This is a genomic window from Streptomyces sp. R11 (assembly GCF_041051905.1).
In the GTDB taxonomy this organism is placed as follows: Bacteria; Actinomycetota; Actinomycetes; order Streptomycetales; family Streptomycetaceae; genus Streptomyces.
Genome location: NZ_CP163432.1, coordinates 5,636,208 through 5,660,857 on the forward strand (window position 1 = coordinate 5,636,208; position 24,650 = coordinate 5,660,857).

Annotated in this window: 23 protein-coding genes, 1 pseudogene and 1 riboswitch; of the genes and pseudogenes, 15 read left to right on the forward strand and 9 right to left on the reverse strand. The window is 71.4% G+C overall.

The window, feature by feature from the left end:
- Positions 1-21 precede the first annotated feature (21 nt).
- Entirely contained in the window at positions 22-1,530 is a 1,509-nt protein-coding gene (locus AB5J55_RS26175) for a PLP-dependent aminotransferase family protein (protein WP_369272976.1), read from the forward strand.
- A 220-nt stretch (positions 1,531-1,750) separates the two neighbouring features.
- Here AB5J55_RS26175 and AB5J55_RS26180 read toward each other — a convergent pair.
- A pseudogene (locus AB5J55_RS26180) lies at positions 1,751-2,606 on the reverse strand (hypothetical protein).
- Between the two features lie 178 nt (positions 2,607-2,784).
- Here AB5J55_RS26180 and AB5J55_RS26185 point away from each other — a divergent pair.
- The 3 genes from AB5J55_RS26185 to AB5J55_RS26195 all read left to right on the forward strand — a co-directional run bounded on the left by AB5J55_RS26185 (position 2,785) and on the right by AB5J55_RS26195 (position 5,352).
- Positions 2,785-3,147: a hypothetical protein gene (locus tag AB5J55_RS26185; protein ID WP_369272977.1), complete on the forward strand. Its 363-nt coding sequence runs from the start codon at positions 2,785-2,787 to the stop codon at positions 3,145-3,147.
- 16 nt (positions 3,148-3,163) lie between these two features.
- Positions 3,164-4,366 carry a glutathionylspermidine synthase family protein gene (locus AB5J55_RS26190; protein ID WP_369272978.1) on the forward strand — a complete coding sequence of 401 codons (1,203 nt, stop codon included), beginning with the start codon at positions 3,164-3,166 and terminating at the stop codon, positions 4,364-4,366.
- Positions 4,367-4,479: 113 nt separating this feature from the next.
- Entirely contained in the window at positions 4,480-5,352 is an 873-nt protein-coding gene (locus AB5J55_RS26195) for an alpha/beta fold hydrolase (protein WP_369272979.1), read from the forward strand.
- A gap of 24 nt (positions 5,353-5,376) precedes the next feature.
- Here the strand turns inward: AB5J55_RS26195 and rocD are convergent, their stop codons facing one another.
- A complete protein-coding gene (gene rocD, locus AB5J55_RS26200; protein ID WP_369272980.1) occupies positions 5,377-6,591 on the reverse strand; it encodes an ornithine--oxo-acid transaminase in 1,215 nt (404 codons plus the stop codon).
- A gap of 162 nt (positions 6,592-6,753) precedes the next feature.
- Positions 6,754-6,856: riboswitch (ZMP/ZTP riboswitch) on the forward strand.
- Between the two features lie 31 nt (positions 6,857-6,887).
- Between rocD and AB5J55_RS26205 the strand changes: the two genes are divergently transcribed.
- Positions 6,888-8,336, forward strand: coding sequence for a glycine hydroxymethyltransferase (locus AB5J55_RS26205; protein ID WP_369272981.1), 1,449 nt, complete (start codon positions 6,888-6,890; stop codon positions 8,334-8,336).
- A 27-nt stretch (positions 8,337-8,363) separates the two neighbouring features.
- Here AB5J55_RS26205 and AB5J55_RS26210 read toward each other — a convergent pair whose 3' ends face one another.
- Positions 8,364-9,020, reverse strand: coding sequence for a hypothetical protein (locus AB5J55_RS26210; RefSeq protein WP_369276299.1), 657 nt, complete (start codon positions 9,018-9,020; stop codon positions 8,364-8,366).
- 32 nt (positions 9,021-9,052) lie between these two features.
- On the opposite strand from AB5J55_RS26210, the gene AB5J55_RS26215 reads away from it, so the two are divergent.
- Positions 9,053-9,175 (forward strand): hypothetical protein, encoded by a 123-nt coding sequence (locus AB5J55_RS26215; RefSeq protein ID WP_369272982.1) that lies wholly within the window; start codon positions 9,053-9,055, stop codon positions 9,173-9,175.
- A gap of 67 nt (positions 9,176-9,242) precedes the next feature.
- On the opposite strand, the gene AB5J55_RS26220 is transcribed toward AB5J55_RS26215, so the two are convergent.
- From AB5J55_RS26220 to AB5J55_RS26230, 3 genes are all read right to left on the reverse strand, one after another.
- On the reverse strand, positions 9,243-9,950 hold the full coding sequence (locus AB5J55_RS26220; RefSeq protein ID WP_369272983.1) for a hypothetical protein: 708 nt from the start codon (positions 9,948-9,950) through the stop codon (positions 9,243-9,245).
- A 456-nt stretch (positions 9,951-10,406) separates the two neighbouring features.
- Positions 10,407-11,408, reverse strand: coding sequence for a hypothetical protein (locus AB5J55_RS26225; protein WP_369272984.1), 1,002 nt, complete (start codon positions 11,406-11,408; stop codon positions 10,407-10,409).
- Entirely contained in the window at positions 11,395-11,955 is a 561-nt protein-coding gene (locus AB5J55_RS26230; protein WP_369272985.1) for an RNA polymerase sigma factor, read from the reverse strand. The genes AB5J55_RS26225 and AB5J55_RS26230 overlap by 14 nt, the downstream gene beginning before the upstream one ends.
- A gap of 142 nt (positions 11,956-12,097) precedes the next feature.
- On the opposite strand from AB5J55_RS26230, the gene trpS reads away from it, so the two are divergent.
- Both trpS and AB5J55_RS26240 read left to right on the forward strand, forming a co-directional pair.
- Positions 12,098-13,111, forward strand: a complete 1,014-nt coding sequence (trpS, locus tag AB5J55_RS26235) for a tryptophan--tRNA ligase (protein WP_369272986.1) — start codon at positions 12,098-12,100, stop codon at positions 13,109-13,111.
- A gap of 211 nt (positions 13,112-13,322) precedes the next feature.
- Positions 13,323-13,901: a 2'-5' RNA ligase family protein gene (locus AB5J55_RS26240; RefSeq protein WP_369272987.1), complete on the forward strand. Its 579-nt coding sequence runs from the start codon at positions 13,323-13,325 to the stop codon at positions 13,899-13,901.
- 323 nt (positions 13,902-14,224) lie between these two features.
- Here AB5J55_RS26240 and AB5J55_RS26245 read toward each other — a convergent pair whose 3' ends face one another.
- Complete coding sequence (locus AB5J55_RS26245; protein WP_369272988.1) at positions 14,225-14,980, reverse strand: decaprenylphospho-beta-D-erythro-pentofuranosid-2-ulose 2-reductase; 756 nt, start codon at positions 14,978-14,980, stop codon at positions 14,225-14,227.
- Between the two features lie 79 nt (positions 14,981-15,059).
- Entirely contained in the window at positions 15,060-16,415 is a 1,356-nt protein-coding gene (locus AB5J55_RS26250; RefSeq protein ID WP_369272989.1) for an FAD-binding protein, read from the reverse strand.
- A gap of 133 nt (positions 16,416-16,548) precedes the next feature.
- Between AB5J55_RS26250 and AB5J55_RS26255 the strand changes: the two genes are divergently transcribed.
- The 4 genes from AB5J55_RS26255 to AB5J55_RS26270 all read left to right on the forward strand — a co-directional run bounded on the left by AB5J55_RS26255 (position 16,549) and on the right by AB5J55_RS26270 (position 19,671).
- Positions 16,549-17,085 (forward strand): phosphatase PAP2 family protein, encoded by a 537-nt coding sequence (locus AB5J55_RS26255; RefSeq protein WP_369272990.1) that lies wholly within the window; start codon positions 16,549-16,551, stop codon positions 17,083-17,085.
- Entirely contained in the window at positions 17,078-18,070 is a 993-nt protein-coding gene (locus tag AB5J55_RS26260; RefSeq protein ID WP_369272991.1) for a decaprenyl-phosphate phosphoribosyltransferase, read from the forward strand. The genes AB5J55_RS26255 and AB5J55_RS26260 overlap by 8 nt, the downstream gene beginning before the upstream one ends.
- 219 nt (positions 18,071-18,289) lie before the next feature.
- A complete protein-coding gene (locus AB5J55_RS26265; RefSeq protein WP_369276300.1) occupies positions 18,290-18,715 on the forward strand; it encodes a GtrA family protein in 426 nt (141 codons plus the stop codon).
- Complete coding sequence (locus AB5J55_RS26270) at positions 18,703-19,671, forward strand: YihY/virulence factor BrkB family protein (protein WP_369272992.1); 969 nt, start codon at positions 18,703-18,705, stop codon at positions 19,669-19,671. The genes AB5J55_RS26265 and AB5J55_RS26270 overlap by 13 nt, the downstream gene beginning before the upstream one ends.
- On the opposite strand, the gene AB5J55_RS26275 is transcribed toward AB5J55_RS26270, so the two are convergent.
- Positions 19,619-20,905, reverse strand: a complete 1,287-nt coding sequence (locus tag AB5J55_RS26275) for a D-alanyl-D-alanine carboxypeptidase family protein (RefSeq protein WP_369272993.1) — start codon at positions 20,903-20,905, stop codon at positions 19,619-19,621. The genes AB5J55_RS26270 and AB5J55_RS26275 overlap by 53 nt on opposite strands.
- Positions 20,906-20,996: 91 nt before the next feature.
- Between AB5J55_RS26275 and AB5J55_RS26280 the strand changes: the two genes are divergently transcribed.
- The 3 genes from AB5J55_RS26280 to AB5J55_RS26290 all read left to right on the forward strand — a co-directional run bounded on the left by AB5J55_RS26280 (position 20,997) and on the right by AB5J55_RS26290 (position 24,608).
- The gene (locus AB5J55_RS26280; protein WP_062702372.1) at positions 20,997-21,236 is read left to right on the forward strand and encodes an SCO4848 family membrane protein; all 240 of its coding nucleotides are present in this window, start codon (positions 20,997-20,999) and stop codon (positions 21,234-21,236) included.
- Positions 21,237-21,293: 57 nt separating this feature from the next.
- Positions 21,294-22,811, forward strand: a complete 1,518-nt coding sequence (locus tag AB5J55_RS26285; RefSeq protein ID WP_369272994.1) for a metallophosphoesterase — start codon at positions 21,294-21,296, stop codon at positions 22,809-22,811.
- A 237-nt stretch (positions 22,812-23,048) separates the two neighbouring features.
- The gene (locus AB5J55_RS26290; protein ID WP_369272995.1) at positions 23,049-24,608 is read left to right on the forward strand and encodes an ABC transporter substrate-binding protein; all 1,560 of its coding nucleotides are present in this window, start codon (positions 23,049-23,051) and stop codon (positions 24,606-24,608) included.
- The last annotated feature ends 42 nt before the right edge of the window (positions 24,609-24,650 follow it).

Below are 24,650 nucleotides of genomic sequence, written 5' to 3' on the forward strand. Positions count from 1 at the left end.
CCAGGAGTATGGTCCACTTCCATGCCGAAACCTTGGGCCACTCTGGGCGTCGACCTCCACCTGGAACCGGCGGGAGGGGGCCTGCGCCGGGGCCTGACAGCCGCCCTGCGCGAAGCGGTCCGCACCGGCCGCCTCGCCCCGGGCACCCGCCTGCCCTCCTCCCGCTCCCTCGCCGCCGACCTGGGCATCGCCCGCAACACGGTCGCCGAGGCCTACGCCGAACTGGTCGCGGAGGGCTGGCTCACCGCCCGCCAGGGGTCGGGCACGAGGGTGGCCGACCGGGAGGTGATCCCGCCGGGGGACGGGGTGACGGCATCCGGCGCCACGACCGCGGCCGGCGCCAGGTCGGCATCCGGCGGGGCCACCGCGCCCGGCGCCGGCACCGCACCCCGCGCCATCGCCCCACCTCACGCCCCCGCCCGACCCTCCACGGGTCCCCGTCCGGAGCGCCCCCGCCCCGCCTACGACCTGGTCCCAGGCACCCCCGACCTCTCCGCGTTCCCCCGCACGGAGTGGCTCAAGGCGGCCCGCCGCGCGTTCCTCGCCGCCCCGAACCATGCCCTCGGCTACGGCGACCCGCGCGGCCGTGTCGAGCTGCGTACCGCCCTCGCCGGCTACCTCTCCCGAGCCCGCGGGGTACGCGCCGACCCCGATCACATCATCGTGTGCGCCGGGTTCGCACACGGCCTGCACCTGCTCGCCACCGTGCTACGGGCGCGCGGGCTGAAGACGGTGGCCGTGGAGTCGTACGGCCTGCCACCGCACTGGAGGCAGCTGACGAGAGCGGGTCTGTCCACGACCCCGCTGCCCTTCGACGAACTGGGCACGAACCCGGGCCGGTTGAGCGATGAGGGGGCGGTCCTCCTCACCCCCGCCCACCAGTTCCCGATGGGCGTGCCCCTGCACCGCGACCGCCGGGCGACGGTGGTCGACTGGGCGCGCCGCACCGGCGGTGTGGTCCTGGAGGACGACTACGACGGCGAGTTCCGCTACGACCGCCAGCCCGTCGGCGCACTTCAGGGCCTGGATCCCGACCGCGTCGTCTACCTCGGCACGGCCAGCAAGTCCCTCGCCCCCGGCCTGCGCCTGGGCTGGATGGTGTTGCCGCCGACCTTGCTGGAGGAGGTGACGGAGGCGAAGGGAGGCGTGGACACCTGCGGCACCCCGGACCAGCTGACCCTGGCGGAGTTCCTCACCTCCGGCGCCTACGACCGCCACGTCCGCGCCGCCCGCCTGCGCTACCGCCGCCGCAGAGACGCCCTGGTCCGCACCCTCGCCACCTACGCCCCCCACCTAGAGGTCACCGGCATCGCCGCCGGCCTCCACGCCGTCCTCCGCCTCCCACCCGGCACGGAACAGTCCGTCACCCAGGCGGCAACCTGGCAGGGCCTGGCCCTCCACGGCCTGACGGCCTACCGCCACGAGTCGGCCACGGTTCCGCCGCTGGACGCCTTGGTCGTGGGATACGGGACACCGCCGGACCATGCGTGGGCGGGGGCGTTGGAGGCGTTGGGGAGGGTGTTGCCGTGAGGGGGTGCGGGCGTGGCGCCTGTTCTGCGGGGCCGGGGCTTGCACGGCCCCTTCTCGGCGCCGGTCCAGGCACTTCAGCCCGTCCGGCGTTTGAGGACGAGGCCGTTCAGGCCGATGGCGGGGGTCTGGGGGCGGCAGCCCCCAGGTCTGGGGTCGAAGGGCCGGGAGCCCCTTCAAGGACGGGAAGGGTAGGGGCGGCGGGGGCGCAGCCAACGGCCCCTCAGTCGGCCACCCGAGCCTCCCCCTCCTCGCCGGAGGCAACCGGCGCCTCTCCGAACCGCGCCAACGCCAACGCCCCCACCACCGACACCACAAACCCCAGCACCGCCAGCCAGGCCAACCCCTCCCGCGTACGATCCCCCAACCACACCACCCCCACCAGCGCCGGCCCAACCGTCTCCCCGATCACCATCGCCGCCGTCGCAGTCGTCACAGACCCCCGCTGCAACGCCGACGTCAATGCCAGAAACGCAGCCCCGCCCCCCAACAACAGCGCATACGTCGCCGGGTTGGCCAACAGCTCCGGCACAGCCACCGAGTCGATCAACCGCACCGCCACCTCGACCACCCCGAACCCGAACCCCGCGGCCAACCCCAGCACCAACCCCCGCCCCCGCTCCGGCAACCGCCCACCCGCCAGCCCGATCCCAGCACACCCCCAGAGCCACCCCGAGCATCGCGAACCTGAGCGCGTCCGACCCCTCCCGATCCCCCTCCGCCCCCGAAGCGAGCCCGAGCATCGCGAGCCCGGCACACACCACCACCACCGCGGCCCACTCGCTGCGCCGCAACCGCACCCGCAGCAACCGCGCCGCGACGACCGCCGTCACCGCGAGACTGGACGCCAGCGCCGCCCCGACGGCGTAGATGGGAAGCGACCGCAGGGCGACGACCTGCAAGCCGAACCCCAGCCCGTCCAGGGCCAGCCCGGCCAGATAGCGCCACTGCCGAAGCGCCCGCAGCAGCACCCCCGCCTCGCCGCCCCGGCCGCCCTGCGCACTCGCCGCCCGCGCGGCCATCGCCTGCAGGACGGTGGCCGTACCGAAACAGACCGCCGCACCCAGCGCACACACCATCCCAAACAGCACAAAGCGACTGTAGGTGAGCAACGAATGGGCAGCCCCCCGACAGCTCCATACGAAACGATCTCTAGGCTGTCCGCCGGACGAGGAACAACCGGACCATCAGATTCAGTCGGTCGGTCAGCTTCATCGGAACCATCGCGGACCATCGGGCACATCGGGGGAGACACACATGGCGGAAACACGACGCAGGCTGCGCTCCAGCACCGTCGTCCTCGGCGGCATGGGCGTCATAGCCGCGGCCCTCACCTCCTGCGGCTCGGATCCGGACCGCCGCTGCGTCGACCGCGACAGCTACACCTACGAGGGCTACAAGGTCGTCGCGGACAAGAACTGCAAGTCCGGTACGGGTTCGAGCACCTCGTACGGCAAGAGCGGCACGGGCGGCAAGAAGAAGACCGGCAGCGCGGACGCCGCCTGGTACTACGACGCCGACGTCTCCGGCGGCCGCGCCGACTACGGCACCTTCAGCCGCAGCGAGGCCGTCGACCGCGGCGGATTCGGCTGCTCGGGCTCAGGCAGCAGCGGCGGCTGAGCAGGACCCGTAGACGATGGAGCGCCGCACGACCACCCCCCGCCCCGGCTGGCAGCAGACCGTCGAGGAGCAGGGGCTCGTCTATCCCCTCACCCGCCACCCCGACAACTCCCTGCGCCCGTACTGGGACGAGAGCGCCTACTACGTCTTCTCCCTGGCGGAGGTCGAGGCGCTGGAGGAGGTCGTCGAAGAACTGCACCACATGTGCCTGACGGCGGCCGAGCACATCGTCGCGGAGAACCGCTTCGCCGACCTCGGCATGACCGACCCGCGCATCGTGCACGCGGTCACCGACGCCTGGCACCGACGCGCCGAACTCCCCTCCGTCTACGGCCGCTTCGACCTGCGCTACGACGGCACCGGCCCGGCGAAACTCCTGGAGTACAACGCCGACACCCCCACGTCCCTCGTCGAGGCGGCCTCGCCCCAGTGGTTCTGGATGGAGGAACGCTTCCCCGGTGCCGACCAGTGGAACTCCCTCCACGAACGCCTCGTCGCCGCCTGGAAGAAGCAGTCCGCCCTGCTCCCGCCCGGCAGCCCCCTGTACTTCGCGTACTCCTCCGCCGACGAACTCGGCGAGGACATGATGACCGTCGCCTATCTGAAGGAGACCGCGGAGCAGGCGGGGCTGGACACCGGCTGGATCTCCATGGAGGAGATCGGCTGGGACCGCCTGTCCGGCCGCTTCGTCGACACCCGACTGCGCTTCATCCGCAGCTGCTTCAAGCTCTACCCCTGGGAGTGGCTCACCACCGACCGCTTCGCCGACCACGTCCTCGGCACCCTGGACAACGGCGGCGGCACCGGCTCGACCCTGTGGATCGAGCCCGCCTGGAAGATGCTCCTCAGCAACAAGGCCCTCCTCGCCATCCTCTGGGAGCTCTACCCGGACCACCCGAACCTGCTCGCCGCCCATCTCGACGGGCCACGGGAGCTGGCGAGGACGACGGGCTACGTCGCCAAGCCCCTGCTGGGCCGGGAAGGCGCCGGGGTGACCGTGCACGAGCCGACGTCCTCGAACACCACCGGAGCCGACCCCGTCGTCCGCGAAGCACCTTGCTGCTACCAGCAGTTGGCCCCCCTCCCCGCCTTCGACGGCAATCACGTCGTCCTCGGCGCGTGGGTCGTCGAGGGCGAGTCGGCGGGCCTGGGCATCCGCGAGTCGTCCGGCCTGATCACGGACGAGTACGCGCGCTTCCTTCCGCACGTGATCCTCTGAAAGCGCCGGCCGGCGCACCAAGCCCAGGAGCCTGAGGACGGCATGACCGACCGGGAGCGGCAGCGGCGGTGATGCGATACGATACGTATCGTCTCGCACTCCAAGGGGGCCACATGGAACATGTCATCGACGCAGAACCCGGCATCCACCTCTGGGCAGAAGACCGCGGCGCCCCCGACGCGCCCCCGCTCCTGCTGATCATGGGCGCACAGGCCTCCGGCCTCGGCTGGCCGGACGAGCTGGTCGACCTCCTCGCCGCACAGCACCGCGTCATCCGCTACGACCATCGCGACACCGGCCGCTCCACCTGGGCATTCGACAGCCACCCCTACCCCCTCACAACCCTCGCCGACGACGCCCTCGCGGTCCTGGACGGACTTGGCGTCGCACGTGCCCATGTCGTCGGCATGTCACTGGGCGGCATGCTCACCCAGCTCCTGATCGCCGATCACCCCGACCGCCTGTTCAGTGCGACCCTGATCGGCACGGGGGCCCTCAGCGACGTCCCGTACCTCCACCCGGACGGCACCCGCACCCCGCCGCAGGAACTCCCCGGCGTCGACCCCCGCATCATCGAACTGTGGTCCCAGCCGTGGACGGACCAGGGCCAGGAGGCAGAGCTGGACCGGCGGGTCGAACACTGGCGGGCCCTGTCCGGCGACCAACTCCCCTTCGACACGGACTACTTCCGCACCCTGGAACGCAAGGTCATCGCCCACACCGGCCACCACAGGCCAGGCGACGCCCATGCCCGCGCCGACACCTCCGGCATGCTCCGCACCGAGCAGCTCGCCCGGACCACCGTCCCCACCCTCGTCATCTCAGCCCCCGCCGAACCCGTCTACCCCCTCCCGCACGCCCACCACCTGACCCAGACGATCCACGGTGCCGACCTCGTGGAGCTCCCCGGCATGGCCCACTCCCTTCCGCCGGAGATCCACAAGCCCCTCGCCCGCGCGATCCTCGACCACACCGCACACAGCTGAAGCCGGACGGCCGCCGACGCCGGTTCACATCCCGAGCACACCCCGCAACTGGCCGAGCCCCCAGTCCAGATCCTCCTTCCCGATCACCAGCGGCGGCGCGATGCGGATCGTCGCGCCATGGGTGTCCTTCACCAGCACACCCCGTTCCATCAGCTTCTCCGACACCTCCCGCCCCGTGCCGTACATCCGGGCGATGTCGACCCCCGCCCACAGCCCGCGTCCCCGCACCGCCGTCACCCGCCCCGTCCCGGCCAACAGGCCCAGCTCCCGGAGCAGATGCGCGCCGAGCTGCGTCGCCCGCTCCTGGAACTCGCCCGTCCGCAGCATCGCGATCACCTCCAGCGCCACCGCACAGGCCAGCGGATTCCCGCCGAACGTCGACCCGTGCTCCCCGGGCCGGAAAACGCCGAGCACATCGGCCGACGACACCACCGCCGACACCGGCACGACCCCGCCCCCGAGCGCCTTCCCGAGCACATACACATCCGGCACCACCCCCTCGTGCTCGCACGCGAACGTCCGCCCCGTGCGCCCCAGCCCCGACTGGATCTCGTCCGCCATGAACAGCACGTTCCGCTCCCGCGTCAGCTCCCGCACCGCCGGCAGATAGCCGGCCGGCGGCACGAGCACCCCCGCCTCGCCCTGGATCGGCTCCAGCAACACCGCCACCGTGTTCTCCGTCAACGCCTCCCGCATCGCCGTCAGATCCCCGTACGGCACGATCTCGAAGCCCGGCGTGTACGGCCCGAAGTCCGCCCGCGCCTCCGGGTCGGTGGAGAAGCTGATGATCGTCGTCGTACGGCCGTGGAAGTTGTTGCCCGCGACGACGACCTTCGCCATCTCCGCCGGCACCCCCTTGACCCGGTAACCCCACTTCCGGGCGGTCTTCACCGCCGTCTCCACCGCCTCCGCCCCGGTGTTCATCGGCAGCACCATCTCCATCCCGCACAGCTCGGCGAGCTGCTCGCAGAACGCGGCGAACCGGTCGTGATGAAACGCCCGCGACGTCAGCGTCACCCGCTCCAGCTGCGCCTTCGCAGCGTCCAGGATCCGCCGGTTGCCGTGCCCGAAGTTGAGCGCCGAATACCCGGCCAGCAGATCCAGATACCGCCGCCCCTCCACATCCGTCATCCACGCCCCGTCCGCCGTCGCCACCACGACCGGCAGCGGGTGGTAGTTGTGGGCGCTGTGCGCGTCGACCGCGGCGATCAGGGATTCGGTGGTGCTCGACGTACTCACGGGGCTCTCCGTTTCCGCCGCCACGAGGGCTCGCGCTCCGCCAGTCACGAGGCTCGTGGCCACTGTCCATTTCTGGCCGTTCGAGTGCTTTGCGGCCCCTTCCTATCGTTGCTCGCATGGCGGACGCGGGACCATGCCGCGTCGGCGCGCCCGGTAGGCTGATCGACGGGCCGTGACTGGCGCGCTGGGATGGGACCGACCATCGGGGAGCGGCCCACTGGACCTCGTCGTCCAGTACCGAGTGCCGTGCGCCTGGGCCGAACCGTGAACGCTGCACACGACGTCCGGAGGTCCCCATGCCAGCCGAGCCCCTTTCCACCGAGTCCACCGCCTTCCGCTCCGCCCTCGACGTGATCCGCGCCGTTGAGCCGCGCGTGGCCGACGCCATCGGCCAGGAGGTCGCCGACCAGCGCGAGATGCTCAAGCTGATCGCCTCCGAGAACTACGCCTCCCCGGCCACCCTCCTGGCGATGGGCAACTGGTTCAGCGACAAGTACGCCGAGGGCACAGTCGGCCGCCGCTTCTACGCCGGCTGCCGCAACGTCGACACCGTCGAGTCCCTCGCCGCCGAGCACGCCCGCGAGCTCTTCGGCGCCCGCCACGCCTACGTCCAGCCCCACTCCGGCATCGACGCCAACCTCGTCGCCTTCTGGGCCGTCCTCGCCGCCCGCGTCGAGGCCCCCGCCCTGGAGAAGGCCGGTGTCCGCCAGGTCAACGACCTCACCGAGGCCGACTGGGCCGAGCTCCGCCAGGCCTTCGGCAACCAGCGCATGCTCGGCATGTCCCTGGACGCCGGCGGCCACCTCACCCACGGCTTCCGCCCGAACATCTCCGGCAAGATGTTCAACCAGCGCTCCTACGGCACCGACCCCGCCACGGGCCTGATCGACTACGAGGCCCTGCGTGCCTCCGCCCGCGAGTTCAAGCCGCTGATCATCGTCGCCGGCTACTCCGCCTACCCCCGTCTCGTGAACTTCCGGATCATGCGCGAAATCGCCGACGAGGTCGGCGCCACGCTCATGGTCGACATGGCCCACTTCGCGGGTCTCGTCGCCGGCAAGGTCCTCACCGGCGACTTCGACCCGATCCCGCACGCCCAGATCGTCACCACCACCACCCACAAGTCGCTGCGCGGCCCGCGCGGCGGCATGGTCCTGTGCGACGACTCACTCAAGGACCAGGTCGACCGCGGCTGCCCGATGGTTCTCGGCGGCCCGCTCCCGCATGTCATGGCCGCCAAGGCCGTCGCCCTGGCCGAGGCCCGCCAGGAGTCCTTCCGCGACTACGCCCAGCGCATCGTGGACAACTCCCGGGCGCTGGCCGAAGGCCTGATGCGCCGCGGCGCGACCCTCGTGACCGGCGGCACCGACAACCACCTCAACCTGATCGACGTCGCGTCCTCCTACGGCCTCACCGGCCGCCAGGCCGAGGCCGCGCTCCTCGAGTCCGGCATCGTCACCAACCGCAACGCCATCCCGGCCGACCCCAACGGCGCCTGGTACACCTCCGGCATCCGCATCGGCACCCCCGCGCTCACCACCCGTGGCCTGGGCACCGCGGAGATGGACGAGGTCGCCGCCCTCATCGACCGCGTCCTCACCACCACCGAGCCCGGCACCACCAGCAAGGGCGCTCCCTCAAAGGCGCAGCACATCCTGGACCCGAAGGTCGCCGACGAGATCTCCCACCGCGCCACCGACCTCGTGGCGGGCTTCCCGCTGTACCCGGAGGTCGACCTGGGCTGACGCCTCTGGGGCATCTTCCTGGCGTTCTCAGAGATCCAGGTCGATCAACTCATGGCGTGGCTCCTCCCGCGGCGGTCCGGCTCCCGGCCGGGCCGCCGCGCGGCGTATCAGCAGCGTGCCGCCCACTCCGGTCGCGAACCCGAGGGCCAGCCCGGCCACCGCCCACCCGGCATCACCCTTCGCCAGGCCGGGCCGCTCCCCGGCGTCGGAGGCCTCGACGAGCCGGTCCTCCGTCTCGCCGAGGAGCCCTGCCAGGTCCAGCCGCTCGAAGACGGAGCGGGGCGCCCGGTGCCAGCGGATGTCGTCGTCCTCCACGTCGGGAGCGAGATCCGAGCGCACCCAGGGCGTGCCGTCCCCGGCCACGAACAGCTGGTCCTGCCGCTGGATGGCCACGTCTCCGTCCGGTGGCCGGTTCGTGCGAGGCCAGCCATCGACCCCGGTCAGTCCCCAGATCACCGTGATGCGCATCGACGGATGCCGCCCCTCGGCCCACGCCTCGGACACCCGCTCCGTCCCGACGTATGTCGGCTGCATCAGCTGCCAGAGGCGGGCGAAAGCCGATTCGCCGGAGCGCAGGGTCGTCGTCCGTCCCGTGCCACCCCCGACGACCACCGCCACATCGGGGACGTCCCGCCCCTGCGCCGGCACCGCCGCGGCGGTCGTCGCTGCTCCGCACAGGACCAGAGCAGCCGACACCGGGACGAGCAGCGCGAGCCATGCCCGTTCATACCCAGCTGCTCTCCACGCTGCTCTCCACCCTTTCCGCCCTCTCCGCCTTCCGCCATGTGCCCCCACTGCTCCCCCTCGTGTCTCATCAGCCCCACCAGTTCGCCCGCTGACCGTGTCGGTCCTTGCCGGCATGACCTCCAGTCCCGCCCGGTACGTTGTTCGCTTCTCAGGCCGTCATCACACGTCGCGCAGCTCCTGCCTGGGCCCCGGTTCACCGCGCAAGCGCTTCAGAGGCAGCCGAGTGGCAAAGGGCCGCAGTACCAGCGCAAGCACCGCTCCGGCTGCCGCGCCCGCCATTGCCCACCACCAGTCGGTGCCATCACCCGAACCGGTTGATTGGGCCAGCGGCGCCTCGGTCGCCGTGTCCGTGATGTCGGTCGCAATGCCGGACGCGTCCTGCGCGCCCTCGCCGTCTCCGGGGGCCTCCGACGCCGGTGGGACGGCTGCCGCGCTCCCCCCGGCCGAGGTCTTGCTCATCAGGCCCAGGTCTTTGAACAGGGTGCGCAGCTGGGCCGGCTGCTCGGCGCGATGCCAGGTGCCGTTCGTCGGCTGGTTGCGGCCCACAGCGGTGTGTATCCAGACGTTCCGTCCGTCGTCCATCTCATAGACCCGGTCGAGGCGCCACGGCGTCACGTCATGGGCCATCCATGTGACGCTGATCTGGTGGGACGCCATCAGGTCGGCCTCGGGCGGCTTGTCCCGCGTGCCCCTGGCCCCCGGGCCGAGCAACCGGTCCAGCTCGCCGTACTCCTCGTCCGAGTAGTACAGCGAAGCCGTTTCCTGGCTCTCCGGTGAGGCCAGGAAGACGCTTGTCGATCCTCCGGCCGAGGCGGGAGCCGCACCCCACAGCAGTAGGGCGATCGTGGCACCCAACGCCCCGGTCATGGCCGTGAGTTCACGACACCTGCTCCTCCAGCCGCCCCCGCCCCCAGGCGGCCGAGCTCCCGAGCGGCCGGCCTCCCGCCCCGGCAACCGGCCTTCGAAGCGGCCGATCTCATGTCCCCACATCCGAACCCCCAAGTCGAGCGATCCCCGTGTGGCCCGTCCCCGAGCCGCATGTCACTTCTGGTACACCGCCCGACCCGCCGGGGTTCCCACCCCAGGTCCACTATTTCCGGACCGGCTCCTTCAAGGGGTCGTCCCGATCAGGGGTCTGGTCCCGATCATGGACTCGTCCCGGCCATGGGTTGGCCCCGGCCACGGGTTGGTCCCGACCGTGGTTGGTCCCGACCGTGGTTGGTCCGGCCAAGGGTTGGCTCCGGCCATGGGTTGGCCCCGGCCACGGGTTGGTCCCGACCGTGGTTGGTCCCGACCGTGGTTGGTCCGGCCAAGGGTTGGTGCCTAGTTCGAGGACACCTCGGCCGGCCTCTCGAGCGACCGTGCGATCTCCACCGCTCGGTCCTTCGACGCCACGCCCTCCAGCCGCAGGGTCACGATCTCGCCCCCGGCCTTGTGGGTCCACAGCAAGGTCGGCCCGGCCGTGCGCTCCTCTTGGGCATAGCGCCGGCCGCTCGCGTCGACGAGCCAGAAGTTCAGCAGGTGCGGTCGGGCGAACCACAGGGCCGGGTCGGTCGTGCCGCTGGTCGAGGTGTCGGTGCCCAGGGAGATCCATTCCGGCGACTCGCGCACCGTCTTGGCGAAGCCGGCGTCCAGGCTCGCCCGCCGCTCGTCCAGCCGTATCGTGCGCCCGTCCTCGCGCCAGCACAGGCTCACCACGATCCGTCCCTGCGGCTCACCCGTCACCGCGACCGCGTCCGGCATGCCCAGTTCCTCCGGCACCGGTGGCTCGAACCCGGCCCGGCGCTCCGCTTCGGCGAGCGACACCGATCGGCCGCAGCCGGGGACCTCGGCTCCGGGCGTGGGGACCGCCGACGGGTCGTACCTCACCTCCACCCCGGCGAAGTCGAACCAGTCGAACACCGCAGCCCGCACCGGGGGCGTGAGCACGAGCACCGCCAGCAGGCCGCACAGCGCCGCGGTCAGCGAACGCCACCGCACCCGCGTCCAGCGCCGCAGCGCCCGCAGCCGCTCGGTGGCGCCCGGTGGCTCGGCCACCGGAACCGGTACCCGCTCGGCGAGTATCTGCCCCAGCACCCGCTCGACCATCGTCTCGGCGCCGTCCGCCGCGCCCGGCGTGTCCAGCGAACGCCCGAGGGCCCGCAGCTCCTCGGGCAGCCCTGCGGCGGCGTCGCGCCGGCCGCGATCACCGGCGCCCGTGCTGCCGGATCCTCCACCGCGCCGACCGGCGCCGTCACGCCCGTACGCACGCCGTCCGTCGCCCTCACCCTCGTAGGCCCCCTGACCGTCGCCCCGGTAGGGCTTGCGTCCGTCACTCATGCTCATCACCCCCTTCCCGAGGCTGAAAATCGGGCAGCAACCGCCCCAGCTTCCGCAGCGCGCGGTTCAGCCGGGATTTCACCGTGCCCCTGGGCCAGCCCAGCGCCTGGGCCGTCTCGGACTCGTCCATCTCCAGGAGATAGCGGTAGGTCACGACCAGGCGATGCTCCTCGCTCAGCTTCTCCAGGGCGGACTGCAGCGCGGCACGACGCTCTATCTCCAGCGCGGCCACCGCCGGGTCCGCCGACTCCGGTATCAGGGGCTCCGCCTCCACGAACGCCGCCTCGCGCCCGGCGAGCGAGCGCTGTCGGGCCGCCGTGCGCACTGTGTTCCTCGTCTCATTGGCCACGATCGCGAGAAGCCACGGCTTGAACGCCGAGCCGTCCTTGAACCGTCCCAGCGAGCAGTACGCCTTGACGAAGGCCTGCTGCACCACGTCCTCCGCGTCCGCACCCGCCCCCAGCGCGGCGGCCGCCCTGAGCGCGATGCCCGTATGGGCCCGCACCAGCTGCGCATACGCCTCCGGCTCTCCGGCGCGTACGCGTGCGATCACCGCGGCCTCATCGACGATGCGGCCCCCCTCCCGCGTTCTCACATTCTTGGTACACCGCCCGGACCGGATCGGTTCCCACCCGTGTCGGATCTGTTCCCGTGCCGTTCCGGATCGGCCCCCGACACCTGAGAGAATGGTGAGCATGGCCTCTGATCGACCCCGCGTGCTCTCCGGAATCCAGCCCACCGCAGGCTCGTTCCACCTCGGCAACTACCTCGGCGCCGTCCGCCAGTGGGTGGCCCTGCAGGAGACCCACGACGCGTTCTACATGGTCGTCGACCTGCACGCGATCACGCTCCCGCAGGACCCCGCGGACCTGCGCGCCAACACCCGGCTCGCCGCCGCTCAGCTCCTCGCCGCCGGCCTCGACCCCGAGCGCTGCACGCTCTTCGTCCAGAGCCACGTCCCCGAGCACGCCCAGCTCGCCTGGGTCATGAACTGCCTCACCGGCTTCGGCGAGGCCTCCCGCATGACCCAGTTCAAGGACAAGTCCGCCAAGCAGGGCGCGGACCGGGCGTCGGTCGGCCTGTTCACGTACCCGATCCTGCAGGTCGCGGACATCCTGCTGTACCAGGCCAACGAGGTCCCGGTCGGTGAGGACCAGCGCCAGCACATCGAGCTCACCCGCGACCTCGCAGAGCGCTTCAACGGCCGCTTCGGCCAGACCTTCACCGTCCCGAAGCCGTACATCCTCAAGGAGACGGCGAAGATCTACGACCTTCAGGACCCGTCGATCAAGATGAGCAAGTCGGCGTCCACGCCGAAGGGCCTCATCAACCTGCTCGACGAGCCCAAGGCCACCGCCAAGAAGGTCAAGAGCGCGGTCACCGACACCGACACCGTCATCCGCTACGACGTCGCGAACAAGCCGGGCGTCAGCAACCTGCTCACGATCTACTCGACCCTCACCGGGACGGGAATCGCGGAACTGGAGCAGAAGTACGACGGCAAGGGCTACGGTGCGCTCAAGACGGACCTAGCCGAGGTCATGGTCGAGTTCGTGACGCCGTTCCGGGAGCGCACCCAGCAGTACCTGGACGACCCGGAGACGCTGGACTCGATCCTGGCCAAGGGCGCGGAGAAGGCGCGTGCCGTCGCCGCGGAGACGCTCTCCCAGGCGTACGACAAGGTGGGCTTCCTGCCCGCCAAGCACTGAGCCCGCACCACGGCAGGCGGCCGGAATACGGCCGTACCACCGCACAGCGCTGCACATCACTACGGTTGCGCCTGCCCGCAGCACTGCCGTGGCCGTACAGTCGATAGCCGGGTGGCCGCATCGGCGGCCGCTCACGCTCACCAACAGGGCACGAGCTCACAACAGGACGAGCCTCGCGATGCGAGCTCACCGACAGACGACAGGAGACGACGTGGGGACCGTAACGATCGGCGTGTCGATCGCGGTCCCGGAGCCTCACGGCAGCCTGCTCCAGGAGCGGCGCGCGGGCTTCGGCGACGCCGCGGCTCACGGCATCCCCACGCACGTCACGCTGCTGCCGCCGACAGAGGTCGACGCCTCGCTGCTGCCCGCGATCGAGGTGCATCTCGTCGAGGTCGCGGCCGCCGGCCGCCCCTTCCCGATGAGGCTGTCCGGCACCGGCACCTTCCGGCCCCTCTCGCCGGTCGTCTTCGTCCAGGTCGTCGAGGGCGCCGCGGCCTGCACCTGGCTGCAGAAGCAGGTCCGCCACGCCTCCGGGCCGGTCGCCCGCGAACTGCAGTTCCCGTACCACCCGCATGTCACCGTCGCGCACGGCATCGACGAGGCCTCGATGGACCGCGCCTTCGAGGAGCTGGCCGACTACCAGGCCGCGTGGTCATGCAACGGCTTCGCCCTCTACGAGCAGGGCGCCGACGGCGTGTGGCGCAGGCTGAGGGACTTCGCCTTCGGCGGCTCGGTGGTGCCGCCGCAGGCGGGCTCGGTGGAACGTGGGTCGATCCCGGCGGGGTAGCTCCGCTGGTGGGTCGGGGGCGGTCGTTGGTCGGCTGCGGGTTCGTGGTGGATGATCGCGCAGTTCCCCGCGCCCCTGGGGGTGTCGGGGCGCGGCGTTGATGCGGCAGCTCATTCTTGGCTTCGCTGGTGGTGCCGGGATCGGTCGTGGGCCGGCTGGGGGTGCGTTGTGGCTGGGCGCGCAGCGTCCCGCGCCCCTGACGGGTTGTCGGGGCGCGGCGTTGATGCGACACCCCGTGCCCGCGCCACAGGGGGGCGGCACCATGGCGACGAGTTCGTCGCGCGGGGCGTTGCGGCGTTGATGTGGCGCCTGTGCAGCGGGATCTAGATCGGCAGGCGGCGGAACATCGCTCGCGGCATGTGCCGCAGCGCTGACATCACCAGCCTGAGTGCGCCCGGGACCCACACCGTCTCCGAGCGGCGCCGTAGGCCTGCTTCGATGGCCGTGGCGACGGCCTCCGGGGTGGTCGCGAGCGGGGTTTCCTCCAGGTCGGCGGTCATCTTGGACCGTACGAACCCGGGGCGGACGATCATGACGTGGACGCCGGTGCCGTGCAGGGCGTCGCCCAGGCCCTGGGTGAAGGTGTCGAGGCCGGCCTTGCTGGAGCCGTAGATGAAGTTGGCGCGCCGGGCACGCTCGCCGGCGACCGAGGACAGGACGACCAGGGAGCCGTGCCCCTGGTTCTGGAGGGCGCTCGCGGTGACCAGGGTCGCCGACACGGCGCCCGTGTAGTTGGTCTGGGCGACCCGCACCGCGCTCAGCGGCTCGCGCTCGTCGTGGGCCTGGTCGCCGAGGATTCCGAAGGCGAGCAGCACCATGTCGATGTCGCCCTCCGCGAAGACCTTGCCGAGCACCGTCTCGTGGGATTCGGGGTCGAGCGCGTCGAACGCCACCGTGTGCACGTCGGCTCCCAGAGCGCGCAGATCGGCCGCGGACTGCTCCAGGGCGGGTGACGGGCGGCCCGCCAGCCAGACCGTGCGGGTACGGCGCGCGATCAGGCGGCGTGCGGTGGCCAGCGCGATCTCGGACGTACCGCCGAGGACGAGCAGGGACTGGGGGAGGCCGAAGGCGTCCTTCACGACAGCTCCTAGGGATCTGAGGGTCGAGAGATGGTCGAGAGATGAGGGGTTGACGGTGCGAGAGGTCCGCCGGCCGGTGCTACAGGCCCAGGCGGCGGGCCAGGTCCGAGACGAACACCCCGCGCGGGTCCGCCTCCGCGCGCAGCGCGCGGAAGGCGTCCAGCCGGGGGTACATCGCGGCGAGCAACTCGGGCCGCAGCCGGGAGTCCTTGGCGAGGTACACGCGCCCGCCCGCCGCGGCCACCTCCTCGTCCAGCGTGTCGAGGAGGGTGGCCAGGCCGGGCAGGCCGGCCGGGATGTCCAGGGCCAGGGTCCAGCCGGGCGCGGGGAAGGAGAGCCAGCCCGGGCCGGCTTCCCCGAAGCGTTTGAGGACGGCCAGGAAGGACGGGCAGCGGCGCTCGGAGATGCGCCGCACGATCCGGCGCAGCGTCTCCTCCTGGCCGTGTCCGACGACGAACTGGTACTGCACGAAGCCGCCCCGGCCGTAGATCCGGTTCCAGTGCGGGACGCCGTCCAGCGGGTGGAAGAAGGCGGAGAGCCGCTGCAGTTCGCCGTTACGCGCGCGTGGAGCCTTGCGATACCACAGCTCGTTGAACCAGCCCACCGTGCGGCGGTTCAGCAGTCCTTCCGGCAGGAACGCGGGCGCGGCCGGCAGGCGGGCGGGGCGGAAGGCGAGCGGCTCTGTCCACGCGCGTGTGCCTGCGCGCAGCGCCTCCAGGGGCGCGTGGTCGCCGCGGGTCAGCACCGCGCGCCCCGTGGCCGCGCCGCGTGCCAACAGGTCGATCCACGCCACCGAGTAGCGGTAGTGGTCGTCGGTGGCCGCCATGCGTGACATGAGGTCGTCGAGGTCCCGCGCGCGTTCCGTGTCGACCGACATCAGCGAGGTCTGCACCGGCTGGAGTTGGAGCGTGGCCGTCAGGATCACGCCGGTCAGGCCCATGCCGCCGGTGGTCGCGTCGAACAGGGGCGTGCCTCGGCGGACGGTACGGATCTCGCCGTCGGCGGTGAGGAGTTCCAGCGACAGGACGTGACGGGAGAACGCGCCCGACACGTGGTGGTTCTTGCCGTGGATGTCGGCCCCGATGGCGCCGCCGACCGTCACATAGCGGGTGCCCGGCGTCACCGGCACGAACCAGCCGAGCGGGAGCAGCACCTCCATCAGCCGGTGCAGGGAGACACCCGCGTCGCAGGCCACCGTGCCGCCGTCGGCGTCGATCGCGTGGATGCGGTCCAGGCCGGTCATGTCGAACACCGCACCCCCGGCGTTCTGCGCCGCGTCCCCGTACGCCCGCCCCAGGCCCCTCGGGATGCCTCCGCGAGCCCCGCAGCCCCGGACGGCGGACGCCGCCTCCTCGTACGTCCTGGGGCGGATCAGAAGGGCTGTGGTGGGGGCGGTGCGGCCCCATCCCGTGACGGAGACGGTGTCGGCAGGCATGTCGGCGACCGTAGCGCCCGTATCTGAGGGATTACTTCTGAAACATCCAGCTTCTCCCCGAAATGGGTGATTAATGGGATGTCGCTCAATATTGCCGTAATTCTGGCTCTGTGGGCGTGAAAAGTGAGTCCACATGGACCACCTCGACGACATCGATCAGCGGAGCCTTCGGGGCGCGGACCGCCGAATCCTTTCCGCACTCCATGCCCGCGGCCGTGACCCACGGGTCGCCGCCGCCGCTCGTGTCCTCTCCCGGGCGGGCGAGCACGGCGCGCTGTGGCTGGCGGCCGGCGTCGCGGGGGCCGCCGTGGACGGTGGGCGACGCGGCGCATGGTTGCGCGGTACAGCGCTCACCGCGGGTGCGCACCTCGTCAGCATGGGTGTGAAGAGGGTGGTGCGCCGCCCGCGCCCGGCGCATGTCGAGCCCCTGGTGCGCACCCTCGGCCGGCACTCCTTCCCCAGCTCCCACGCGGCCTCCGCGGCGGCTGCCGCCGTCGCCTACGGCGCGCTCGGCGCGCACACGATCGTGCCGCTCGCCGCCGCGATGTGCGTGTCGCGCCTGGTCGTCGGTGTGCACTACCCCTCGGACGTGGTGGCGGGCGTGGCGCTCGGGGCGCTCACGGCGCGCGCCGGGTCGCGGTGGATGAGCGCAGGGGGCGCCCGTGCCTGAGACCGCGCACCTGACAAGCGCCGCGCGCATCAGACAGGCAGCGCTCCACGAGCAGCGCACGCCCCCGCGACGAGCCACGCCACCGCCCCGCGAAGGCGGCCCTCTCGCGCTGCTGAAAGGCCTGCTCAAGACCGCGCGTCCCAAGCAGTGGATCAAGAACATCCTGGTCATCGCCGCTCCGGCGGCCGCCGGTCGGCTCTTCTCTGCCCATGCCCTGACCCAACTCGCGCTCGTCTTCGTCCTCTTCACCGCCAGTGCCGCCGCCGTCTACCTGATCAACGACGCCCGCGACGCCGAGGCGGACCGCGCGCACCCCACCAAGCGCCACCGGCCGGTCGCCGCCGGTCAGGTCCCCGTGCCGGTCGCCTACGCCGTCGGAGGCGCCCTGGCCGCCCTCACGCCGGCCGCCGCGGCCTGGCTGACCTCACCGGTCGTCGCGGCCCTGCTCGCGGCGTACATCGGCATGCAACTGGCGTACTGCGTCAGCCTCAAGCACGTCCTGGTCGTCGACCTCGCCGTCGTCACGACCGGGTTCCTGATGCGGGCGATGATCGGCGGGCTCGCGCTCGGCATCCCGCTGTCGCGCTGGTTCCTGATCACGACCGGGTTCGGTGCGCTGTTCATGGTGTCGGCCAAGCGCTACTCCGAGGCCGTGCAGATGGCCGGGAAAGCGGGCGCCACGCGCGCGTTGCTCACCGAGTACACCACCGGCTACCTGCGCTTCGTCTGGCAGCTGGCGGCCGGGGTCGCCGTCCTCGCCTACTGCTTGTGGGCCCTGGAGGAGGGCGGCGTCCCGGACACGAGCGTGCTGCCCTGGCGCCAGCTGTCCGTGGTCGCCTTCATCCTCGCCATCCTGCGCTACGCCGTCTTCGCCGACCGCGGCACCGCGGGCGAACCCGAGGACGTCGTCCTGCGCGACCGGGCGCTCGCCCTCATCGGCATGGTGTGGCTGGCCATGTACGGGTTGGCGGTGGCCAATTGGTAGGCACGCGCGCGTGGCGGGGCCGAAGTGAAGTGGTGGGCACGCGTGCCTGGCGCGGCGGGGGTGGGGTGCGGCACGCCTGTGGGGGAGGGCGGAGTTGACGGGGACGGCTCGCGTGCGTGGGAGGCGGAGGCGAGGGGGATGGCTCGCGTGTGCGGGAGCAGGGGCGAGGGGGTGTCACGCGTGTGTGGACGCGTGACGGGCGAGGCGGGGGGTGCGCGCGTGTGGGGTGACCGGCGTGAACTCCTCGGCTTCGCCACCGTCGGCCTGCTCGCCTACGCCGTCGACCTCGCCCTCTTCACCTGGCTGCGAGGCCCGGCTGCACACGGCCCCCTCACCGCCAAGGCTCTCTCCTTCGTCGCCGCCTGCACGGTCGCGTACGCGGGGAACGCTCTCGGCACCTACCGCCACACCCAGCCGACGGGTCTGCGCCCCTACGCGGTCTTCCTCGTGGTGAACATCGCCGGAGCGGCCGTACAGCTGCTGTGCCTCACCGTGAGCCACTACGGGCTCGGCTTCACCTCCCAGCGCGCGGACACGGTCTCCGGAGCCGGAATCGGGATGGTGCTGGCTACGGTCCTGCGGTTTTGGGGCACTCGCACATTGGTCTTCCGGAGGGAGGGCAGAGTCGGATCATGGACTGGCTGAAGAAGCTCCCCGTCGTCGGGTCCGCGGTGACCCGGCTGATGACCACGCACGCGTGGCGGTCGTACGAGCGCATGGACCGGGTGCATTGGACACGGCTGGCCGCCGCGATGACGTTCACCAGCTTCGTGGCGCTGTTCCCGCTGCTCACCGTGGCCGCCGCGATCGCTGCCGCGACGCTGAGCACGGAGCAGCAGAACAAGCTCGAGGACAAGATCGCCGATCAGGTGCCCGGCATCTCCGACCAGCTCAACATCGAAGCGCTGGTGCAGAACGCCGGCACCATCGGCCTCATCGCCGGTGCCGCCCTGCTGTTCACCGGCATCGGCTGGGTCACCGCCACGCGCGAGTGCCTGCGCGCGGTGTGGGAGCTGCCCGACGAGGAGGAGAACCCCGTCCTGCACAGGGCGAAGGACGCGGGCGTCCTCCTCGGCTTCGGCGGCGCCTTGCTCGTGACGATCGCGGCCTCCACGGTCGCCTCCGCCCTGGTCGGCTGGATCACCCGGCAGCTGGGCATCGACGAGGGCGGCTGGGGCGGGATCCTGCTGCAGATCGCCGCGATCCTGGTCGCCGTACTCGCCAACTTCCTGCTGCTGCTGTACGTGCTGACCCTGCTGCCCGGCGTCGAACCGCCGCGCCGCCGGCTGATGGTGGCCGCACTGATCGGCGCGATCGGATTCGAACTGCTGAAGCTCCTGCTCAGCGGCTATATGCAGGGCGTGGCCACGAAGAGCATGTACGGAGCGTTCGGCGTGCCCGTCGCCCTGCTGCTGTGGATCAACTTCACCTCGAAGCTGGTGGTGTTCTGCGCCGCCTGGACGGCGACGCAGAGCAAGGAGGTCGAGCTCGCCGACGAGTCCGAAAACCCCAGTGAGGCCGACACAAGTGAGCCCGGGAAGTCCGAGGTCAGGAACGACCCCGACGCCGCACCAGGTCGGGCAGCGGCCACCGGCGGTTGATCAGGAACGCGCCCGCCGCGAGCAGCACCAGCGCCCCGCCGGTGATCCCGAGCGCGACGCCGACGCCGCTCGAGCCGTCCGCGGCCGAGGCACCCACCGCCGGCTTCGAGGACTTCTCGGAGTCCCCGGTACCGCCGGCCTCTCCGGCGTCGTTCGCACCCGGCTGGGCGGTGGCCTGCGCCGCGCTCTTCGGCGGCACCAGCTCACCCACCGGCTGCACCTTGCCGACCGCCTGGAAGCCCCAGTCGAAGAGCCTCGCGGTCTCCTTGTAGACCTCGTTGTGCTCGCTCTTCTCCGGGTTCATGACGGTGACGAGCAGCACCTTGCCGTTGCGCTCGGCGACGCCCGTGAAGGTGGAGCCGGCGTTCGTGGTGTTGCCGTTCTTGACGCCCGCGATGCCCTGGTAGACGGAGATGTCGGAGTCGCCGCTGAGCAGCCGGTTGGTGTTCTGGATCTCGAAGGTCCCCCGGACGGACTTGCCCTTCTTGTTCTTCTTCGTCTCGCCCGGGAACTTGGCGCTGACGGTCGAGCAGTACTCCCGGAAGTCCTTCTTCTGCAGCCCGGAGCGGGCGATCAGCGTCAGGTCGTACGCCGACGAGACCTGGCCCGGAGCGTCGTAGCCGTCGGGGGACACCGCGTGCGTGTCGAGGGCCTGCAGCTCCTCGGCGTGCTCGTTCATCTCCTTGACGGTCTTGTCGATTCCGTCGTTCATCTTCGACAGCACGTGCACGGCGTCGTTGCCGGAGCGCAGGAAGACCCCCAGCCACAGGTCGTGGACGCTGTACGTCTCGCCCTCCTTTATCCCGACCATGCTGGAGCCGGACCCGACGTCCGCCAGGTCGGACGGGACGACCTCGTGCTCCATGGTCTTCGGGAACTTCGGCAGCAGCGTGTCGGCGAACAGCATCTTCATGGTGCTCGCGGGCGCCAGCCGCCAGTGCGCGTTGTGCGCGGCGAGCACATCGCCGGACTCGGCGTCGGCGACGACCCAGGAGCGGGCGGTCAGGTCCTTGGGCAGGACGGGGACGCCGCCCGCGAGGTTCACCTGGGTGCCGGCCTGCCCCAGCCGCTCGCCGCCCACGGTCGACATGTTCGCCGGGGGAGTGGCCGAGGGGCTCGTACTCGGCGACGGCTTCGGAGCCGCGTAGGAGACGGGCGCGGTCAGCGCGAGGGAGGACACGACGGCTGAAGTGACCAGCAGGGCTCGCCCGGTGGTCTTCTTGGGTGCGGACACGAGCGAGAACGTACATGCCGTTCCCATGGAAGTCCCGCTTCTGTCCCCACCCCGCTCGGACGGCCGGACACGCGACGGCGATACTGAACGCATGAAGCTCAGCCGCCCCGTCTCCTGGTTCCTGCTCGCCTTCGGGGTGTGGAGCTGGGTCATCTGGGTCACTTTCGTCAAAAACCTGATCAAGGACAGCAGCGGGCTCGCGTTCGACGACGGTCACCCCACGGCGTACTTCTGGGTGCATCTGCTGCTCGCCGTCGTCTCCTTCGTATTGGGGACGGTCGTCGGAGTCATCGGGTTGCGTGGAGTGCGCGCACTGCGCCGGACGTCATAGGAACTCGGCCATCGCGTCGGGCGTTCACTCAGCACGCAACGGAAAGGGAACGTCGGCGTGGTCATCGTCTTCGCGCTTGTCGCACTGCTGGTGCTGTCCGTCCTGGTGGCGGGCAACTGGTGGCTGTGGCGCCGTCTGTTCCGCGACACGACCCGCGGCCCCGGCTTCGTGCGCCGCGCGGGCGTGGTGGTCATCGCCGGTGGCTGGGCGCTGACGATCGGGGCCCTCGTCGCCGAGCGCTCGGGCGCGCCCTTCTGGCTCCAGCAGGTCCTGGCCTGGCCGGGCTTCCTGTGGCTGGCCCTGTCGATGCACCTGATGCTGGGTGTGCTGGCGGGTGAGGTCGTACGACCACTGCTGCGACGGTGGCTCGAACGGCGGGCGCGCGCGGGCGAGCCGGAGCCGGTGCCGGTGGGTGTGACCCCGGCCACGTCACCCGACGCGGGGGCAGCCGACCGCCAGACCCTCACCCACGCGTCCGGCCCGGCGCCGACGCGTACGGCCCTCCGGGACTCTGCGCCCACGACCGTCCCGACCGGGGCGCCCACGGCGGGCTCCACCGCGGCGCCCACGGCCGGCTCGGCGACGGCCCCTGCGGCAGGCTCGGCCGCGGCGCCCTCGACGGGCGTCACCGCGGCGACCAGGGCCGGTTCGGCCTCGGCCCTCACGACCGACCCGTCCCCAGCGTCCGCGCCCGCCCCGGCCCTGGCCCCCGACCCCGACCCCGCAGCCCCCTCCCGCCCCCTGGCCACCCCCACCCGCCGCCTCTTCGTCTCCAGAGTCGTCGCCGGTGCCGCCGCCGCGGCTGCCGTGGGGACCGTCGGTTACGGCTCGTACGGCGTGCTGCGCGGCCCCAAGGTGAAGCGGGTCACCGTCCCGCTGGCCAAGCTCCCGCGCGCGGCGCACGGTTACCGGATCGCCGTCGTCAGCGACGTCCACCTGGGCCCGGTCCTGGGCCGCGGTTTCGCGCAGAAGGTCGTCGACACGATCAACGGCACGCAGCCCGACATGATCGCGGTGGTCGGCGACCTGGTGGACGGCAGCGTGAAGGACCTCGGCCCGGCCGCGGCCCCGCTCGCCGGGCTCCGGGCGAGACATGGCGCGTTCTTCGTCACCGGCAACCACGAGTACTTCTCGGGCGCCGAGCAGTGGGTCGAGGAGGTACGCCGCCTGGGCCTGCGCCCCCTGGAGAACGCCCGCACCGAACTGCCCCACTTCGACCTGGCCGGCGTCAACGACGTCGCGGGCGAGAGCGAGGGCCAGGGCCCCGACTTCGCCAAGGCCCTCGGCGACCGGGACACGGCACGCGCGTGCGTGCTCCTCGCCCACCAGCCGATCCAGATCCACGACGCCGTCGACCACGGCGTCGACCTCCAGCTCTCCGGTCACACCCACGGCGGCCAGCTCTGGCCGGGCAATCTCGTCGCGGAGCTGGCGAACCCGACCCTGGCCGGCCTGGAGCGGTACGGCGACACCCAGCTGTACGTCAGCCGGGGCGCGGGCGCCTGGGGCCCTCCGACGCGCGTGGGTGCCCCGTCGGACATCACGGTGATCGAGCTGGCGTCCCGTCAGGCCTGACGAGGGCCGCCCGGTCGGCGCGAGGCCCGCCCAACTCGCCGCACCCTGCCTGTGAATGAACTACGGACCACCTGTGAAACACGGCCGAAACGCCCGTAGGTAAGTTCTTTCCCATGTCACCAGAATCCTCTTCCCCCTGCTGAAACACGTGTGATTAGGTGTGCGCGCCGCCAAGGGGAGGCGGCGCAATTCACTGCTCATGCGGGGCCCGTCGAGGGCCGGGGAGAGGGCACACCCATGCGTTCGGTTCGCATGCGGATTCTCGCGACGCTGCTCGTGCTGGCGGCCGTGGGAGTGGGCGGCTGGCAGCTTTTGCCGTCGCAGCGGGACGAGAACAGGACCATCACGGTCGGCACGACGGACGCCGTCACGTCGCTCGACCCGGCCGGCGCCTATGACGCCGGCTCGTGGGCGCTGTTCAACAACGTCTTCCAGTCATTGCTGACCTTCGAGCCGGGCGGCGTCACACCCGTGCCGGACGCGGCCCAGAGCTGCGAGTTCGTCGGCAGCGACCTGAGTACGTACCGCTGCGAGCTGCGCGAGGGGCTCACCTTCCCGAGCGGGCGCGCCATGACCGCGCAGGACGTCAAGTACTCCTTCGACCGGGTCAAGCGGATCAAGTCGGACGTCGGCCCGTCCTCCCTGTTTGACACCCTCGGCTCGGTGAGCGCCGGCGGCCGTACCGTCACCTTCCAACTGTCTTCGCCCGATGCCACGTTCCCGCTCAAGGTGGCCACCGGGGCGGGCGCCATCGTCGACCGCGAGAAGTATCCGGCCGACGCGCTGCGCACCGACAACGGTGTCGACGGCACCGGCCCGTACACCCTGACCGCGTATACGAAGGACAGCAAGGCCGTCCTCGCGCCCAACTCCCTCTACAAGGGCGCCCTGAAGGAAACCGGCCGCCCGGTCGAACTGCGCTACTACTCCGACGCGGACGCCCTCGACAGCGCGTGGAAGGCGAAGCGGATCGACGTCGCCACCCGCACGCTGCCGCCCGAGGTCCTCGCCGGTCTGAACTCCGCCGACCCGGACCAGCGCGTCTCCGAGGCCGACAGCTCCGAGATCCGCAATCTGTACTTCAACACCCGCACGGGCTCGCCCCTGCACGACGTCCGGGTCCGGCAGGCCCTGGCCTGGCTGATCGACCGCGAGCGGCTGGCGGCCACGGTCTACAAGGGGACCGTGGACCCGCTGTTCTCGCTGATCCCGACGGGCATCACCGGCCACACCACCTCGTTCTTCGACAGCTATCCCAACCTGAGCCCCGCCAAGGCACGCGCCCTGCTCGACGACGCCGGCGTCAGCCTGCCCGTCCGCTTCACCTACGGCTACGCCACCGGCCGGGGCGCCGCGACCGCCGAGGAGGCCGCGGAGATCAAGCGGCAGCTGGAGGCGAGCGGACTGTTCAAGGTGACGGTCAAGGGCTACGAGTGGACCGACTTCCAGAAGCGCTGGGCGAGCGGAAGACTCGACTCGTACGCCGTCGGCTGGGTCGCCGACTTCCCCGACCCGGACACCTACGGTGGCCCGCTCGTGGGCACCAAGAGCACCATGAACACCGGCTACAGCGACAAGGCCGTCGACCGGCTGATCACGGCCAGCCAGCAGTACGCCGACCGCAGCGAGGCCACGAAGGACTTCCGCTCGCTCCAGGAGGCCGTCGCCCGCGACGTCCCGGTGATCCCGCTGTGGCAGGCCAAGGAGTACGTGGTCACCAGCGAGGACGTCGGCGGTGGTCAGTATCTGTCGGACGGCACCGGCCTCTTCCGGCTCTGGAGCCTCACCTGGATCTGACGTCTCGCCCGAACCCTGACGTCCCATCCCAGCACTGACGTC

Bases quoted from the DNA above. Each gene is read 5' to 3' on its own strand.
- AB5J55_RS26225 (WP_369272984.1), bottom strand. From the start codon at position 11,408: ATGAGCATGAGTGACGGACGCAAGCCCTACCGGGGCGACGGTCAGGGG.
- AB5J55_RS26190 (WP_369272978.1), top strand. From the start codon at position 3,164: ATGGAGCGCCGCACGACCACCCCCCGCCCCGGCTGGCAGCAGACCGTC.
- AB5J55_RS26255 (WP_369272990.1), top strand. From the start codon at position 16,549: ATGGACCACCTCGACGACATCGATCAGCGGAGCCTTCGGGGCGCGGAC.
- AB5J55_RS26290 (WP_369272995.1), top strand. From the start codon at position 23,049: ATGCGTTCGGTTCGCATGCGGATTCTCGCGACGCTGCTCGTGCTGGCG.
- AB5J55_RS26220 (WP_369272983.1), bottom strand. From the start codon at position 9,950: ATGACCGGGGCGTTGGGTGCCACGATCGCCCTACTGCTGTGGGGTGCG.
- AB5J55_RS26185 (WP_369272977.1), top strand. From the start codon at position 2,785: ATGGCGGAAACACGACGCAGGCTGCGCTCCAGCACCGTCGTCCTCGGC.
- AB5J55_RS26205 (WP_369272981.1), top strand. From the start codon at position 6,888: ATGCCAGCCGAGCCCCTTTCCACCGAGTCCACCGCCTTCCGCTCCGCC.
- AB5J55_RS26215 (WP_369272982.1), top strand. From the start codon at position 9,053: ATGCCCGTTCATACCCAGCTGCTCTCCACGCTGCTCTCCACCCTTTCC.
- AB5J55_RS26175 (WP_369272976.1), top strand. From the start codon at position 22: ATGCCGAAACCTTGGGCCACTCTGGGCGTCGACCTCCACCTGGAACCG.
- trpS (WP_369272986.1), top strand. From the start codon at position 12,098: ATGGCCTCTGATCGACCCCGCGTGCTCTCCGGAATCCAGCCCACCGCA.
- AB5J55_RS26270 (WP_369272992.1), top strand. From the start codon at position 18,703: ATGGACTGGCTGAAGAAGCTCCCCGTCGTCGGGTCCGCGGTGACCCGG.
- AB5J55_RS26280 (WP_062702372.1), top strand. From the start codon at position 20,997: ATGAAGCTCAGCCGCCCCGTCTCCTGGTTCCTGCTCGCCTTCGGGGTG.
- AB5J55_RS26250 (WP_369272989.1), bottom strand. From the start codon at position 16,415: ATGCCTGCCGACACCGTCTCCGTCACGGGATGGGGCCGCACCGCCCCC.
- AB5J55_RS26195 (WP_369272979.1), top strand. From the start codon at position 4,480: ATGGAACATGTCATCGACGCAGAACCCGGCATCCACCTCTGGGCAGAA.